The sequence below is a fragment of the Methylobacterium sp. Leaf123 genome (assembly GCF_001423405.1).
In the GTDB taxonomy this organism is placed as follows: domain Bacteria; phylum Pseudomonadota; class Alphaproteobacteria; order Rhizobiales; family Beijerinckiaceae; genus Methylobacterium.
Map to the genome: position 1 here is coordinate 156489 of NZ_LMNS01000039.1, position 14384 is coordinate 170872.

The following is a 14384-nucleotide window of genomic DNA, read 5'->3' on the forward strand; positions in this document are numbered from 1 at the left end:
CCTCCGGCCGTCACGTTCCTCGCACGCCTCGGAGGCCGGCCATGAAGACCCTGCTCGTTCCGGTCACCCTCCACGACGCCCTGCCTTCGGTCTTCGCCACCGCGGTGCTGGTGGCGCGCCGCTTCGGCAGCCTGATCGAGGGTGTGGCCCTGCGCCCGGCGCTCGCCGAATACGTGCCGGTGGACATGGTCGGCGGCATGACGTGGCTGCGCGACGAGGAGGCCGACCAGGCCGAGGCGCAGGATGCGGGCCAGCGCTTCGTGGCGGCGATGGAGGCCGCGGGCCTGCCCCGGCGCGAGCCCGGCGCCTCCTGCGCCCCGGATGCGGCGGCCAATGCCGGTCCGCGCTATCGCTGGCAGCCCGATGTGCCGCCGGGCGACGCCTTCCTCGGCCAGTATGCGCGGCTGTTCTCGGCGACCGTCGTCGGGCGCCCCGGTGCCGATGACGGCTCGCCGCGCATGACCACCTTCGAGACCGCCCTGTTCGAGAGCGGGCGCCCGATCCTGCTTGCGCCGCCGGTCGCGCCGACCTGCCTCGGCGAGGCGGTCCTGATCGCCTGGAACGGCTCGACCGAGACGGCGCGGGCCGTCGCCTTCGCCATGCCCTTCCTGCGCCGCGCCCGGCGGGTGCTCGTGCTCAGTGCCGAGGGCGGCATGGTGCCGGGCCCGAGCGCCGAGGACGTGGCGCGCTCGCTGGCCTGCGAAGGCATCGAGGCCGCTCACAAGGTATTGCCCGCCGGGCGCCGCACCCCCGGCGAACTCTACCTCGACAACGCCGAATCGTTCGGTTGCGACCTTCTGATCAAGGGCGCCTACACCCAGAGCCGCCTGCGCCAGATGATCTTCGGCGGGCCGACCAGCCACATCCTGTCGCATGCGACCGTGCCGGTGCTGATGGCGCATTGAGCCCAGCGACCCGCGCCGCCGACATCGAACAGCGGAATTTCGCGTTTTCGGCGAAGGCGTTCGCTCAAGATTGCCTTGGCATATGACGATCCCGTGGCGCGTCGCGGTGGGTCGCGGCGAAGGCTCGCGCCGCATTCAATCGTGCCCGTCAGGAGTTGCCAGAGGCCGGATCGGCGGCTAAAGTTCTGAAAAGCTTGAAGTTTCCAATCATTCTAATCTACGTCTGCCTCAAATCGGCCGGTTTCCGGTGGCCTTGAGCGGCGCGAATGATCGGAGGCTTCGGGCGGCGCGGCTCTCGCGGGCCGGGTTCCTCGACAGGCACGACAGGTTGCGATCCCGCATGATTGTCTGCTCTTGCAACGTCCTCTCCGACGGACAGGTGCGCGCGTGCCTGCAGCCGGGTCCGGGCTGTCCCCGCACACCGGCCCAGGTCTATGGCTGTCTCGGCTGCAGTCCGAAATGCGGACGCTGCGCGCGCACCATCCGCTCGATCCTGCGCAATGCGCTGGACGAAGCCCAGGTGCACACCGCCGCGCATGGCGGCGCACATGCCTGCTCGACGGGCTGTGAAGCGTCTTGCAGTTTGGGATCATTCCAAACTACAAGGGAGCCCGAGGGCGTCGCAGCCTGAGACGATCACTCGTCCCGACGCCTCACGAGGAGAGAGGTGAATGAAGGGCGACGCTAAGGTCATCGAGTATCTCAACCGCGGCTTGCGCAGCGAGCTGACGGCGGTCAGCCAGTACTGGCTGCACTTCCGCCTGCTGAACGATTGGGGCTACGTCGATCTCGCCAAGTTCTGGCGCAAGGAATCCATCGAAGAGATGAACCACGCGGATCGGTTCATCGACCGGATCCTGTTCCTCGACGGCTTCCCGAACCTGCAGGAACTCGATCCCCTGCGCATCGGCCAGAACGTTCAGGAGATTATCGAGTGCGATCTCGCCGCCGAGAACGAGGCACGCTCGCTCTATCTCGAAGCCGCCAAGTACTGCGACTCGATCAATGACCGCGTCTCCAAGCGGCTGTTCGAGGATCTGGCCGAGGACGAGGAAGGCCATATCGACTTCCTCGAGACCCAGCTCGACCTGATTGGCCAGATCGGCCTGCCGCTCTACGCCCAGCGCCATGTCGGCGGTCTGCAGCAGATCGCGCCCGAGAAGGAGTGATCCTTCTCTTCCAGGGCCATCGCTCGAGGGCGACCACCCTGGTCTTCAACGGGCCTCGACCGCCGGCGCCCGCCTCCGAGGGCTTGGCTTGCGCTCCGCTCAAGGCTCTTCAGGACTGAAGTCCTGAAGAGCCCGCGCCGCGAAGCCGCCAAAGCGGCTTCGAGCGATCGCCCTGCTTCTCTTCCCCTCCCCCCTCGCGGGGAGGGGAGAAAGTCACCTCAAGCCGGCGGGCGGCCCACCAGCACCGGCTGTGCGTTCGCCCGCTCGGGGAACAGCGCCTTCAGATCCCGCAGCTTCGGCGCATCATTGGCGGCGATGTAACTGTTGGTCGGGTGAAGCGTCATGTAGTCCTGGTGATAGCCTTCCGCCGGGTAGAAGGCGCCGGACTCGATCTTGGTGGCGATGGGCTTGGCAAATACCTTCGTCCCGTCGAGCTGGGCGATATAGGCCTTGGCGACCTTGGCCTGATCGGCATCCGCGGGGAACAGCGCCGAGCGGTATTGCGGGCCGGTGTCCGGACCTTGCCGGTTCACCTCGGTCGGATCGAGCGCCACCGAGAAGAAGATCTGAAGCAGCTCGTCATAGCGGATGACCGCCGGATCGTAGGTGACCTGCACCGCTTCCGCATGCGCGGTACGGCCGGTGCCGACCTCGTCGTAGCGGGCGCTCGCCCGCGTGCCGCCGGCATAGCCCGAGACCGCGTTCTTCACGCCCTTCACGTGCTGGAATACGCCCTGGACGCCCCAGAAGCAGCCGCCCGCGAAGGTCGCCGTGCGCAGGCCCGAACCCTCCTTCGCCGTCATCGTGGCCTCGGGCAGGCGTTGCCCACCCTCCTCCGCGGAGGCGGGCGCCAGCGGCAGGGCCGCACCGGCGAGCAAAGCGAGGCCGGCCAGGCCGCCGATGAGGGCGGATGGGCGGGGACGGAAGCGTGCGCGCGTCATGATCCTGATCCTTCTAAAGCATCATCCCGAAAGCTGGTCTGCGGCTTTCGGAAAAAGATGATGCAGAAACAACGGGATAGAGCATCGACTCAGGTCGGGCCGTCGGCGGCGGGCTCGAAGCGCAGGGACACGCCGTTCATGCAGTAGCGCAGGCCGGTGGGCTTCGGGCCGTCCTCGAAGACGTGGCCGAGATGGCCGCCGCAGCGGCGGCAATGCACCTCCGTGCGTCGCATGCCGTAGGCGCTGTCGACCTGCGTGCCGACGGCACCAGGCAGGGTTTCGAAGAAGCTCGGCCAGCCGGTGCCGCTCTCGAACTTCGTCTTCGATGAAAACAGCGGCAGGTCGCAGCCGGCGCAGGTGAAGCGGCCCGGACGCTTCTCGCCGTTGAGTGGGCTCGTATAGGCCCGCTCGGTGCCGTGTTCGCGCAGCACCTGATAGGCGGCAGGCGAGAGAAGTCGGCGCCACTCGGCCTCGGACTTCTCGACCTCGAAGCCCGCCGCGGATGCGGGACCGGCCATCACGGATGTCAGGCGGGAGGCTGCGAGCAAGCCCAGCAGCGAGGCTCCGGCACGCAAGGTCTGGCGGCGGTTCATGCGCGAGGACTCCAATGGCTGCGATCCGCCAGCTTGGCAGGGAAACAGGCTTCCCCAATGCTGGCCAACTGACGAGGATGATCTTGACGAGGATGATCAATCGCGCGCAATCGATAGCACGAAACCGGGAGCGCCGCCGCGAAGACGAACCGCCGCAGGCCGTCCCGACTGCGGCCCTCATGCGCCGCTTCGCCCGGTTGCCCCGGATCTGCCCTCCGCACCGCGTTGACGCTCGGGGATGCGCACATTACCTCCTGTGATCAGCCGGCCAAGACAGGCACGCGAGATACGCTCGCGAGCGCATCGTCTCACCCGCCCGCCCTCAAGACCGGCGGGACAGTCGGTGCCGGGCCGCTTGGGACCGGTGCCAGGGCCGGCACCCGGGACACGCGATGGATTCCACCCTCACCCAGAACGCCGAGCGCGGCGCCGAGACCGTCCAGCGGGAGGATGCGCGCCGGGCGGTCTACGAGGCCTCGCCGGCCTCCGATCCGCGCAGCCCGGTGATGCTGTTTTCCGCCGACGAACCGCTCGCCATGGATTCCGGCGCGCGCCTCGGCCCGTTCCAGATCGCCTACCAGACCGCCGGCACCCTCAACGCCGCCCGCTCCAACGCGGTGCTGATCTGCCACGCGCTCACCGGCGACCAGCATTTCGCCCAGCCCCACCCCGTGACGGGAAAGCCCGGCTGGTGGGAGACGCTGGTGGGGCCGGGCAAGCCGGTCGATACCGACCGCTACTTCGTCGTCTGCTCGAACGTCATCGGCTCCTGCATGGGCTCGACCGGGCCCGCTTCGCTCAACCCCGAGACCGGGCGCCCCTACGGGCTCGACTTCCCGCTGGTGACGATCCGCGACATGGTCCGCGCCCAGGCGATGCTGCTCGACCGGCTCGGCATCCCCGACCTGTTCCTCTGCATCGGCGGCTCGATGGGCGGGATGCAGGTGCTGCAATGGGCCTCGCTCTTCCCCGAGCGGGTGTTCGCCGCCATGCCCATCGCCACCGGCGCGCGGCACTCGGCCCAGAACATCGCCTTCCACGAGGTCGGCCGGCAGGCGATCATGGCCGATCCGGCCTGGGAAGAGGGCCGCTATCTCGAAGCCGGCACACGGCCGTCCAAGGGCCTCGGCGTCGCGCGGATGGGCGCGCACATCACCTACCTGTCCGAGCCGGCTTTGCACCGCAAGTTCGGCCGCCGCCTGCAGAACCGGGCGGCGCCGACCTTCTCCTTCAACGCCGACTTCCAGATCGAGAGCTACCTGCGCCACCAGGGGCTCAGCTTCGTCGAGCGGTTCGACGCCAACGCCTACCTCTATCTCACGCGGGCGATGGACTATTTCGACCTCGCCGAGGACCATGGCGGCGTGCTCGGCAACGCCTTCCGCGCTTCGAAGACCCGCTTCTGCGTGATGTCCTTCACCTCCGACTGGCTGTTCCCGACCGCCGATTCCCGCGCCATCGTCCACGCGCTGAACGCGGTCGCCGCGCCGGTCGCCTTCGTGGAAGTCGAGAGCGACAAGGGCCACGACGCCTTCCTGCTCGACGAGCCGGCGATGTTCTCCGCCGCGAAGGGCTTCATCGAGGCGGCGGCCCGGGCCCGAGGCCTTTGAGAACGGGACTGTGAGACGATGAGCGAGAGCTTCACCGACGCCGCCTCCGGCGTTCCCTGGGAGGCGGCCGAGGCGCTGCCCCGCGGCGAGGCCACGGCGCGCGTCGATCATATCGTCGTGCTCGGTCTCGTGCCGCCGGGCGCACGCGTCCTCGACATCGGCTGCGGCGACGGCTCGCTGCTGGCGCTCCTGCGCGACCGGCGCGGCGTCGATGGCCGCGGCATCGAATTGTCGCGCGAAGGTGTCAATGCCTGCCTCGCCCGCGGCCTGCCGGTGATCCAGGGCGACGCCGACACGGATCTCGCCAACTATCCCGACGACGCCTTCGACGTGGTGGTCCTGTCACAGACGATTCAGGCGACCCGCAACCCGCGCATCGTGCTGGAGCACCTGCTGCGGATCGGGCGGCAGGTCATCATCTCGTTCCCGAATTTCGGCCATTGGCGGGTGCGGGCCGAACTCGCCCTCCGCGGCCGGATGCCGGTCACCGAGATCATGCCGGAGACGTGGTACGAGACCCCCAACATCCACCACTGCACGATCCGCGACTTCGTCGGCCTGTGCCGGGATGTCGGCGCCCGGATCGAGAAGGCCACCGCCCTCGACGCGCGGGGACGGCCGATGCGCTTCTCGATGCCGTGGTGGTTCTGGAACCTGATCGGCGCGCAGGGCGTGTTCCTGCTGCGGCGCGGCGGGGAGCGGCGGTGAGCCCTCCGCCCCAACGGGTGGTGATCCTCGGGCCGCCCGGCAGCGGGAAATCGACCCTGGCCCGCGATCTCGGCGCCCGGCACGGCCTGCCGGTGTTCCATCTCGACCGCGCCTATTGGCGCCCCGGCTGGGTCGAGACCACGCCCGCCGCCTTCTGCGCCGAGGTCGAGCGGATCGCCGCCCTCCCCACCTGGGTCATCGACGGCAACTATACGGACACGATCGCGCCCCGGTTCGCGCGGGCCGACACGGCGATCTATCTCGACATGCCGGCTTGGCGCTGCACGGCGCGGATGCTGCGGCGGACCCTGTCGAGCTTCGGGCAAGTGCGGCCCGACGGGCCCGAGGGCTGCCCGGAGCAGCTCACCTTCGAGTTCCTGCGCTACACCGCGAGCTGGAACCGCATCCGCCGGGCGCGCAGCCTCGCGCTCGTCGAGAGCTTTGCCGGCCGCCGGGTCGTTCTGCGCGGGCCGTCCGCCGTGCACGCTTTCGTGCAAGAGATGCCGGGATCGGGCACGGCCTGATCCCGAAGTGCCGGCCGATCTGGCGGGCACAACTCGCGCGGCCGATTTCGAAAATCGTCTGAAGCGCAGCCTGCGGCGCGCATTTATGGGAAAGCGAGCCTCAGCTCGCCTTCTCCTTTGCTTTCACATAGCTCTTGAGCACGGCATTGATCCGGGATTGATAACCCTTTCCCGTACCCCGGAAGTGCCTGAGCACATCGGGATCGAGGCGCAGGGTGATCTGCTCCTTGGTCTCTGCCTCGATGGGCTCTGCCGTGTTCCAGAACTCCGCCGGAATCGAACCTGCATCCGGGTCGCTGGCCGCGCGGCGCTCGACTTCGTCATCGGTCAGCGCCTTGAAGGCGCTGCTCAGCGGCGCGGCGGGCGGCATGTCATCGAGGCTGTCAAACCGGACGAGCTTGCCGTGCAGTCGCGTAGGCTTTTCGCTCATGTCTGCTCGCCTTCCATGCTGAGATGATGCGAACGTCCCCGTCGCGCAGGGTGTAGACCACCCGCAGCACCTCGTTGTCGTACTCCCCAAGGGCGATGAAGCGGCGTTCGCCGTAGTTGCGCCGGGTGTCTTCGCGGGTCAGCCGGAAGCCCCGGAAAATTTCAGCCGCCTGCCGGAAGCTGATGAGATGCTTGGCTTGGTTGGCCGCATCCTTCTCAAGATCCCACTGAAAGCCCATGCTCGATCTGTAACTACAAAACGTAGCTCCAACAAGATCGTTTCACATCGGCCTTGTGAGGCTGACGCCATCCCGTCGAGGGGCCGATCTCACAGCGTCCCGGATGGATCCGGTGCGGGCGTCGAGCCGCCCATCGCCACGGCGATCGGGTGGCCGTGGCGGGCGAGGTCGTCCCGGCCCTCCGCCAGCAGCGCGTCGGAGGCCGTCTCGATGCGAGTCTGCAGCTCCTTGATGAAGGCGGAACGCGTCAGTCCCGGCGGGATGACCGGCAGGAACTCGATCACCGTCGTGCCGGGCATCCGGCGAAAGCCGCGGCGGCGCCAATAGAGGCCCGTGTTCAGTGCCACCGGCAGGCAGGGCACGTTCAGCGCCGCGTAGAGGTGGGAGGCACCCTGCTTGTAGGCGGGCGGGGCGCCGGCCGGGCGGCGGGTGCCCTCGGGGAAGATGATGAGCTGGCGCCCGTCGCGGATGGCCTGGGCCGCCGCCTTGTTCATCGCTGCCATCGCACGGGTGCCCTTCGAGCGATCGATCGGCACCATGCCGCCCCGCGCGAAGTACCAGCCGACCACCGGAATCCACATCAGCTCGCGCTTGAGCACGTAGCCGAAATCATCGAACGGGATCGTGAGCGCCAGCGTCTCCAGCGCGGATTGATGCTTGGCGGCGACCAGCAGCGGGCCCTTCGGAATGTTCTCCAGGCCACGGAACTCCACCCGCGTCCCGCCGATCACGCGCAGCAGGAACAGCACCGAGCGGCCCCAGAACTGCGCCACCCGGATCACGCCCTTGCGTGTGACGAAGGCGGGCAGTCCCCCGATCGCGATCACGGCCGTCGCGACATAAAAGGAGAGGTTGAAGGCGAGCGAACGGAAGAGGAGCATCGGTGGTCCGCGTGAGGCTGGCGCTCCTTTACCGTGTGCGCCTGCGCTTGCCCACCGCGGAAACCCGCCGGGCCGCCGCAAGAATCCGGATTTCGAAAAGGCGAGCCTTTTCGCGGGTCCAGGGCAGAGCCATGGTCGCAGCAGGCGAAGGGAGGCTCGCTACGGCCCCTCGGCGAGCGTCCCCCGCTGCCGCGGGTCGGAGGCGCCGGCGAGCAGGCCGTCCTCGGCCATCACCGAATTGGCCGAGCCCGAGGTCGCGCCGACCTTCAGGGTATGGCCCTTCGCCCGCAGCAGGGCCAGCGTATCGGGCGAAATGCCCTCCTCGGCCATCAGCACGTCGGGCTGCCACTGGTGGTGAATGCGCGGTGCGGCGACGGCCTGGGCGAGGTTCATGCGGAAATCGAGCACGTTCACGATGACCTGAAGCGTGGTCGTGATGATGCGGCTGCCGCCGGGACTGCCGGTGACGAGGAACAGCCGGCCGTCCCGGAACACGAAGGTGGGCGTCATCGAGGAGAGCGGGCGCGCGCCTGGCGCCACGGCGTTGGCCTCGCCGCCGACGAGGCCGTAGGCGTTGCGCGTCCCGGTCTTGGCGGAGAAGTCGTCCATCTCGTTGTTGAGCAGCACGCCCGTCCCTTCGGCGACCAGCCCGATCCCGTAGGAGAAGTTCAGCGTGTAGGTGTTGGAGACCGCGTTCCCTTCGGCGTCAACCACCGAGAAATGCGTGGTCTGGTCGGATTCGTAGGGCAGCGGGTTGCCGGCGCTGACCTCCGCGGCGGTCTTTGCCCGCTCCGGGTCGATCTTCTCGCGCAGGGTGGCGGCGTAGGGTTTGGCGGTGAGCCCCGCGACCGGAACCCGCGTGCGGGCCGGGTCGCCGAGCCAGGTGGCGCGGTCGGCGTAAGCGGGCTTCATCGCCTCGGCGAGCGTGTGAAGCGCGCTTGCGCTGCCCGCGCCCATGGCGGCGAGATCGTAGCCTTCGAGGATGTTGAGGATCTCGATGAGATGCACTCCGCCGGAACTCGGCGGCGGCATCGAGACGATCTCGTAGCCGCGATAGCTGCCGCGCACCGGCATGCGGATCTCCGGCCGGTAGGCGGCGAGGTCGGCGGTGGTCATGATCCCGCCCGCGCCCTGGACCGATGCGGCGATCTTGTCTGCGATCGGCCCCTCGTAGAAGGCGTCCGGCCCCCGCTCGGCGATCGCCTTCAGGGTGTCGGCGAGATCGGGCTGGCGCAACGTCGCGCCGCGGGGCAGCACATGGTCGCCCTCGAAGAACACCGCCCGGCTCGACGGCCATTGCCCGAGCAGGCCGGATGCCCGGGGCAGGGAATCGGCCAGCCCCGATTCGACCGGGATGCCGTCGCGGGCGAGCTTTTCCGCCGGGGCGATCAGTTCGGCCAGGGTGAGCTTGCCCGAGCCATAGCGCTTGTGGGCCTCGGCGAGGCCGCGCACCGTGCCGGGCACGCCCACCGCCTTGCCGGTTCGGGTGGAGGCGGCGCGGTCGGGCTCCCCTTGCGGGTTCAGGAACATGTCGGCGGTGGCGGCGGCCGGGGCGGTCTCGCGGTAATCGATCGCGATGGTGTCCCCGGCGGCGTCCTTCGCAGCTTCCTTGCCCGCGGCGCGGTGCACCATCATGAAGCCGCCGCCGCCGAGATTGCCTGCCCGCGGCAGGGTGACGGCCAGCGCGAAGCCGACCGCCACCGCCGCATCGACGGCATTGCCGCCCTTCCTCAGGATCTCGACGCCGACGCGGGTGGCGAGCGCGTCCTGCGACGACACCATGCCGCCGCGGGCGAGAACCGGCAGAAGGCGGGCCTCGTCCGACTGGATCGGCGGCGGCTCCGGCGCCGGCGGCACCGCCTGCGCGTAGGCCGAAAACGGCACCGCGAGGGATGCGGCGAGGAGAAGCGCCAGGGCGGAGCGAACGGGTGAAGTCGGGCTCATGGCCGGAGCTTATCGCAAATGCGAAGCGCGGCCATGCTTCCCGCGAGCGATCGTTTGTCGCCTGGTACGCTTCGCTCGGGAGGAGGCGCGCCTTGTTCGGGCATCGTGTTTCATTCGATGCCCGTCGCGGCGATGCGCTATCGCCCGCTCAACGAAGGCCCGCCCGCCGTGCCGCCGGTGCCGGGCGGTCCGCTGGTCGGCGTGCCGCCGATCACGGCGCCCGGCGTGCCACCGACGACGGCCGGCTTGTTCGGGGTGCCGACCGGAGCGCCGGCCGTGCTCGGGCCGGGCACCGGCTGCGAGCCCGTGGCCGAAGCCTTCGGGCTCGGCGGCGAGGGCGGCGTATCCGCGCCGGTCTGAGCCAGGGCGGCCGCCGGGAGGCTCAATGTCAGAGCCAGCGCGATCGTCGTGAGCCGCATGAGATGTCCTGTCCGAGGGAAATGGTGTCCCTCAACCCCGCCGCCCCCGGAAAGTTCGCAATGGCCGAGGGCGATCCGTCCGTGGTTCAGGCCGGATGGATGATCTGCTTCGGGCCTTTAAGTCGTATCTCCCGAAAGACGGTGGCCGCCTTTCAGAACAACGCTCAGCGCCGGCCGAGCCGGTAGCGCGGGGCGTGGCCGGCCGGGTCATGCAGGCGCGACTGCGAGCGGCGGAGCCGGTGCTCGGCTTCCGTCGGCTGGTGATAGCGCAGCGATTCCTGATGCGCGTGGAAGTGATGATCCCAGTGACGGGTGCTGGGATGCCAATCCACGGTGTGAGCCGTGCCGCCGGCAATGACCTCGGGGTGGGGCAGAGCGGGAGCGGCAGAGGCTGCCGTGGCGCTGATGGAGCCGAGCACGAGGCCGGCCGCGAGGATGGGGATGATCCGCATCGTCTTTTATCTCCTCCACACACACGCTGATCGTGTGTTTCAATATGTCATAAAACGTTCACAAACCGACTTTTCGTCCCGCGCAATCGGACGGAGTCGTGACAAAAATCACTGAAATGATCGGGATTTGGCCGGCGGCGTGCCGTGCCGCACCGGCTCGAACGCTTCGTCCCGCGCGTAAGGATGATTCGCGCGCTGCGTGTCCACGCCGTCTCGGCGTGCAACGCGTGTCGGAATTCGATGCCGCGGGGGGCTTTGCCGGATGCCGTCCCGCAGCGGCCGGGGGGCAGAAAGTCAAATGCCGGCGCCCGGCCTCCGATCATACGGAGGCGCGGCGCCGGCACGGGTCGTGATGGTGTCAGGGTTGTGACGGCTGGCGCCGGGATCGGACCTTCGCCAGCCGGGGGACGCGGGTTAGGCGGCGTCTTCGACGTCGTCGCCGTCGAGGATCGTCTCCAGATCGCCCGTGAGCGCATCGAGTTGGTCGGCGGTCGCGCGGATCTTGAACTTCGTCCCGTCCTCGGCTTCCACCGCGATCTCGATATGGTCCTCGACCTTGGCGGCGAGCGCCTGCTTGAGCGTGTAGGTGGTGACGTCCTTGGCCATGCGGCTTCCTGTCGGCGATGTGTCGTGGGGAGGTGGGAAGCGCCGTGAGGCGGAGTCGTTCCTTCGTCCCGTCATCGACGCCTGCGGCCGGCGCGCCGTTAAGTTGGCCTTGATGGCTTCGGGCGCATCTCGCCGCCATGAACGCGCCACGGCTTCTCCTTGCCCTGTTCGTGATCGGCGGCAGCCTGGGCGCCGACGCGGCGGCGGCGCGCACGCGCGATCTCGAAGCTCTCGAAGCGGCCTGGCATGACTGCGTCCGCGAGGCCTATCTCCGACAACCGCCGGGGCAGAGCCGGGCCGGGGCGCAGCGCAACGTCCTCGACGAGTGCCGGGAGCACGAGGACCAGTTGGTGGCCGCTACCATGGTCGAACATGCCCGCGAGGACGAGGCCGCACGAAGAGCGGGTCTTCCCCTGACGGCTCGGGCGGGCGCCTGGGCCGCCTCCGTCGCGGCCTATGTCGTCGATCCCGTCACCTCCTGGCTGCAGGGCTGGCGCTAGCGCCCCTTCCGACGAAGGGATCACCGGTTCGTCAAGACGGCGCCTCAAAACGAAAACCGAGAGACGCCGGCCTGTCGGATGCGGCTCCGTCACGCTCACGCGATCCGTGACGGGATCGTCGGAGGCTCGTGCTCGCGGGACCGGGCACAGCCTCGGTGCAGGGCCCCGACCCTCGTCGCCCGCCTTCGTGGCGGACGACGCTGTTGGGGCCTGCGCGGGCCGAGACCGGCCGCCGTTCAGAAACGGTAGCCGATGCCGGCACCGATGATCAGCATGTCGAACCGCACGGTGGCGCTGCCGGCACCGATCCGGGCGACCTGCGGCGGCAGGAAGATCTTCTTGATCTCCATGTTGGCGTACCAATCGCCGCCGAGGTGATAATCGAAGCCGGCCTGAAGCATCGGCCCCAGTTGCGGATGGGCCTTCATCTCGGTGATAAGCGGCTTTGCCGGCTCGTAGGCGAGCGGATGGGTGTAGCCCGCGCCCGCGCCGATATAGGGGTTGAAGGCCCCGTGCGGCAGGAAGTGGAACTGGACCGCGCCGGTCAGGGCGAGGCTCCAGGTCGAGCCGATCGGCAGGTCGCCGATCAACGACCCGCGGATCGAGGTCCGGGTCGACACCACGCCGACCTGACCGGCCAGCGCGAAATGATCGGACAGGAAATACGTCGCGTCGAGATCCGGCAGGGCGCGCGCCGGGGTGATGACGCGGCCGCCGATCGGCTCGACCCGGGAGAACTGGCCGACCGGGATGGCGCCGACGACGCGGCCGCGGACGAGGAGGCTCCCCGCGGTCAGCCCACCGTCGGAGACCGGATTCGCCGCCGGCTCGGCGGCCTGAGAGGGGGCGGAGGCCCCGAACACGCCGACCCCGAGAAGGCCGAGCACGGCGGCGAGACGGCTCGGTCGCGACGCTGTGCGCCGGACCGGTCCGGACCGGCGTGAGGCGCAGGCGAGACGACGGTCCCGCCCGGCGGACGGAAGGGACGTGGCAGTGTGGTCGAGCATCGATTCTGTTTTTCAAATCTCGAGAAAAATCGTTTCGGCACGTCTCGCGGCATGCCCGCCCGCGGACCGCTTTCTCGGGGGCCACGGCCGTTCGAAGTTTGGTCCGTGCGTGACCCTCAGGCCGGCTCGGATCGCGGCTGGCCGACGACCTGGATGGCCTCCATCGCCTCGCGAAGCCCGGAGGACGGCTCCGTTCGGCTGGCGCGGGTGTCCGGTTGAGGCGGTGCTTCGAGACAGACGCGGTTGCGGCCGGCTCTCTTGGCGGCGTAGAGGGCCGCGTCCGCCCGGGACAGGGCGGCGTCGATCCGCTCCTCCCCGGCCGCCACGACCGCAACCCCGATGCTGGCGGTCACGGTCACGGGCGCGCCGTTCACGGTGAAGGGCTGCCCGGCGGCGGACTTTCGCAGGCGCTCGGCGACGGCGGCAGCCACGGCGATATCGGCTTGGTCGAGCACGACCAGAAACTCCTCGCCACCCCAGCGGGCGACGAGGTCGTTCTTGCGCATCACGCCGCGCAACCGCTCGGCGAAGCCGACCAGGGCCGCGTCGCCGCCCTCATGGCCGTAGGTGTCGTTGATCGCCTTGAAGTGGTCGATGTCGGCCAACAGGATCGCACTTCGCGGCGGGGCGGGGGACAGGCCGGCCCGCTTGCTGATCGCTGCGAACAAACCGCGCCGGTTCGCCAGCCCGGTGAGCGGATCGGTGTCGGCCAGGCGGCTGAGCTTCAGGTGCGCGCGCTCGCTCACCATGGCCAGATAGCCGACCTGAATGAAGACGCCGCACCACAGATCGAACACCAGCGAGTAGACACCGCTCTCGGGTGTGGAGAGGCGCTCGCCCGCGAAATGAACCACGCCGATCGTCAGCAGGAAGATGCAGAAGTATAAGCTGAAGCCCGCCAGGACGATGTACTGCGTCCACAGGCGCATCGAGGCGGGCGTTCTCAGGATTTCCCACATGCACAAAGCCGAGCTCACCGCGATGGTGGCGAACACCGCGGTCATGCTCCACGACATCGACGCCCCGGCCTGGACCAGGAGGCCGTAGGACAGGCCGGCGAAGAGGGCGAGCCCGAGGGTTCTGAAGATGAGGGGCGTACGCTCGTAGAAGAGGCGCAAGCCGGCCCAGGACACGGCGAGGCTCGCCCCGTACAGGATGTAGACGACAGCCCCTTTGACGGCATTCAGCGGCACGCTCGGCGGATCTCCGAGCATCAGGACCGTGGCAATCAGCGAACAGCTGAGCGCGCCGGCCCAGATCCCGAAATAGATCTCGCGCGGATGCCGCAGCAGGGTGACGACGAACACCAGAACAAAAGCGCAGCGACTGCAGAGACTGGCGACCTGAAGGGTGTTGAAATCGAGCATGTCCGTCCAGGCCCTTTACGGAAGACCCGCGCGTGGGATCGCTCCAGCCGCGGAGCGGATTGCCGGTTCGGCGAAAGGCACGTCGGAGCC

18 protein-coding genes are annotated in these 14384 nt (G+C 68.8%); 8 read left to right on the plus strand and 10 right to left on the minus strand.

Annotated elements, in window-relative coordinates; genetic code table 11:
* Positions 1 to 41: 41 nt before the first annotated feature.
* The 3 genes from ASF53_RS22870 (at position 42) to bfr (ending at position 2074) form a co-directional block, all read left to right on the plus strand.
* Positions 42 to 905, plus strand: a complete 864-nt coding sequence (locus ASF53_RS22870; RefSeq protein WP_056204349.1) for a universal stress protein — start codon at positions 42 to 44, stop codon at positions 903 to 905.
* 340 nt (positions 906 to 1245) lie between these two features.
* A complete protein-coding gene (locus tag ASF53_RS26935; protein ID WP_082482936.1) occupies positions 1246 to 1536 on the plus strand; it encodes a (2Fe-2S)-binding protein in 291 nt (96 codons plus the stop codon).
* Positions 1537 to 1576: 40 nt separating this feature from the next.
* Positions 1577 to 2074: a bacterioferritin gene (bfr, locus tag ASF53_RS22875; RefSeq protein WP_056204353.1), complete on the plus strand. Its 498-nt coding sequence runs from the start codon at positions 1577 to 1579 to the stop codon at positions 2072 to 2074.
* Positions 2075 to 2292: 218 nt separating this feature from the next.
* Here bfr and msrA read toward each other — a convergent pair whose 3' ends face one another.
* Positions 2293 to 3015, minus strand: a complete 723-nt coding sequence (gene msrA / locus ASF53_RS22880; RefSeq protein WP_056204356.1) for a peptide-methionine (S)-S-oxide reductase MsrA — start codon at positions 3013 to 3015, stop codon at positions 2293 to 2295.
* Positions 3016 to 3104: 89 nt separating this feature from the next.
* Complete coding sequence (gene msrB, locus ASF53_RS22885) at positions 3105 to 3608, minus strand: peptide-methionine (R)-S-oxide reductase MsrB (protein ID WP_056204359.1); 504 nt, start codon at positions 3606 to 3608, stop codon at positions 3105 to 3107.
* A gap of 392 nt (positions 3609 to 4000) precedes the next feature.
* On the opposite strand from msrB, the gene metX reads away from it, so the two are divergent.
* The 3 genes from metX to ASF53_RS22900 are packed head-to-tail and all read left to right on the plus strand — an operon-like array spanning position 4001 to position 6450.
* On the plus strand, positions 4001 to 5218 hold the full coding sequence (gene metX / locus ASF53_RS22890) for a homoserine O-acetyltransferase MetX (protein ID WP_056204362.1): 1218 nt from the start codon (positions 4001 to 4003) through the stop codon (positions 5216 to 5218).
* Positions 5219 to 5236: 18 nt separating this feature from the next.
* Complete coding sequence (gene metW, locus ASF53_RS22895; protein WP_056204365.1) at positions 5237 to 5926, plus strand: methionine biosynthesis protein MetW; 690 nt, start codon at positions 5237 to 5239, stop codon at positions 5924 to 5926.
* Positions 5923 to 6450, plus strand: coding sequence for a P-loop NTPase family protein (locus ASF53_RS22900; RefSeq protein WP_286134657.1), 528 nt, complete (start codon positions 5923 to 5925; stop codon positions 6448 to 6450). The genes metW and ASF53_RS22900 overlap by 4 nt, the downstream gene beginning before the upstream one ends.
* 100 nt (positions 6451 to 6550) lie before the next feature.
* Here the strand turns inward: ASF53_RS22900 and ASF53_RS22905 are convergent, their stop codons facing one another.
* The 4 genes from ASF53_RS22905 to ggt form a co-directional block, all read right to left on the minus strand.
* A complete protein-coding gene (locus ASF53_RS22905; protein ID WP_200943319.1) occupies positions 6551 to 6880 on the minus strand; it encodes a BrnA antitoxin family protein in 330 nt (109 codons plus the stop codon).
* On the minus strand, positions 6834 to 7118 hold the full coding sequence (locus ASF53_RS22910; RefSeq protein WP_012253335.1) for a BrnT family toxin: 285 nt from the start codon (positions 7116 to 7118) through the stop codon (positions 6834 to 6836). Before ASF53_RS22910 ends, ASF53_RS22905 begins: the two co-directional genes overlap by 47 nt.
* Positions 7119 to 7207: 89 nt before the next feature.
* Positions 7208 to 7999 (minus strand): lysophospholipid acyltransferase family protein, encoded by a 792-nt coding sequence (locus tag ASF53_RS22915; protein ID WP_056204372.1) that lies wholly within the window; start codon positions 7997 to 7999, stop codon positions 7208 to 7210.
* A gap of 159 nt (positions 8000 to 8158) precedes the next feature.
* Complete coding sequence (gene ggt / locus ASF53_RS22920) at positions 8159 to 9943, minus strand: gamma-glutamyltransferase (protein WP_056204376.1); 1785 nt, start codon at positions 9941 to 9943, stop codon at positions 8159 to 8161.
* 117 nt (positions 9944 to 10060) lie between these two features.
* On the opposite strand from ggt, the gene ASF53_RS26385 reads away from it, so the two are divergent.
* On the plus strand, positions 10061 to 10303 hold the full coding sequence (locus tag ASF53_RS26385; RefSeq protein ID WP_056204379.1) for a hypothetical protein: 243 nt from the start codon (positions 10061 to 10063) through the stop codon (positions 10301 to 10303).
* Between the two features lie 223 nt (positions 10304 to 10526).
* Here the strand turns inward: ASF53_RS26385 and ASF53_RS22930 are convergent, their stop codons facing one another.
* Together ASF53_RS22930 and ASF53_RS22935 are read right to left on the minus strand one after the other, a co-directional pair.
* Complete coding sequence (locus tag ASF53_RS22930) at positions 10527 to 10814, minus strand: hypothetical protein (protein WP_056204381.1); 288 nt, start codon at positions 10812 to 10814, stop codon at positions 10527 to 10529.
* Between the two features lie 414 nt (positions 10815 to 11228).
* Positions 11229 to 11420, minus strand: a complete 192-nt coding sequence (locus tag ASF53_RS22935) for a hypothetical protein (RefSeq protein ID WP_056204384.1) — start codon at positions 11418 to 11420, stop codon at positions 11229 to 11231.
* A 137-nt stretch (positions 11421 to 11557) separates the two neighbouring features.
* Here ASF53_RS22935 and ASF53_RS22940 point away from each other — a divergent pair, with 137 nt between their 5' ends.
* On the plus strand, positions 11558 to 11920 hold the full coding sequence (locus ASF53_RS22940; protein ID WP_056204387.1) for a hypothetical protein: 363 nt from the start codon (positions 11558 to 11560) through the stop codon (positions 11918 to 11920).
* Between the two features lie 236 nt (positions 11921 to 12156).
* Here ASF53_RS22940 and ASF53_RS22945 read toward each other — a convergent pair whose 3' ends face one another.
* On the minus strand, positions 12157 to 12807 hold the full coding sequence (locus ASF53_RS22945; RefSeq protein WP_056204390.1) for an OmpW/AlkL family protein: 651 nt from the start codon (positions 12805 to 12807) through the stop codon (positions 12157 to 12159).
* 236 nt (positions 12808 to 13043) lie between these two features.
* Positions 13044 to 14294, minus strand: a complete 1251-nt coding sequence (locus ASF53_RS22950; protein WP_056204394.1) for a GGDEF domain-containing protein — start codon at positions 14292 to 14294, stop codon at positions 13044 to 13046.
* Positions 14295 to 14384: the final 90 nt, after the last annotated feature.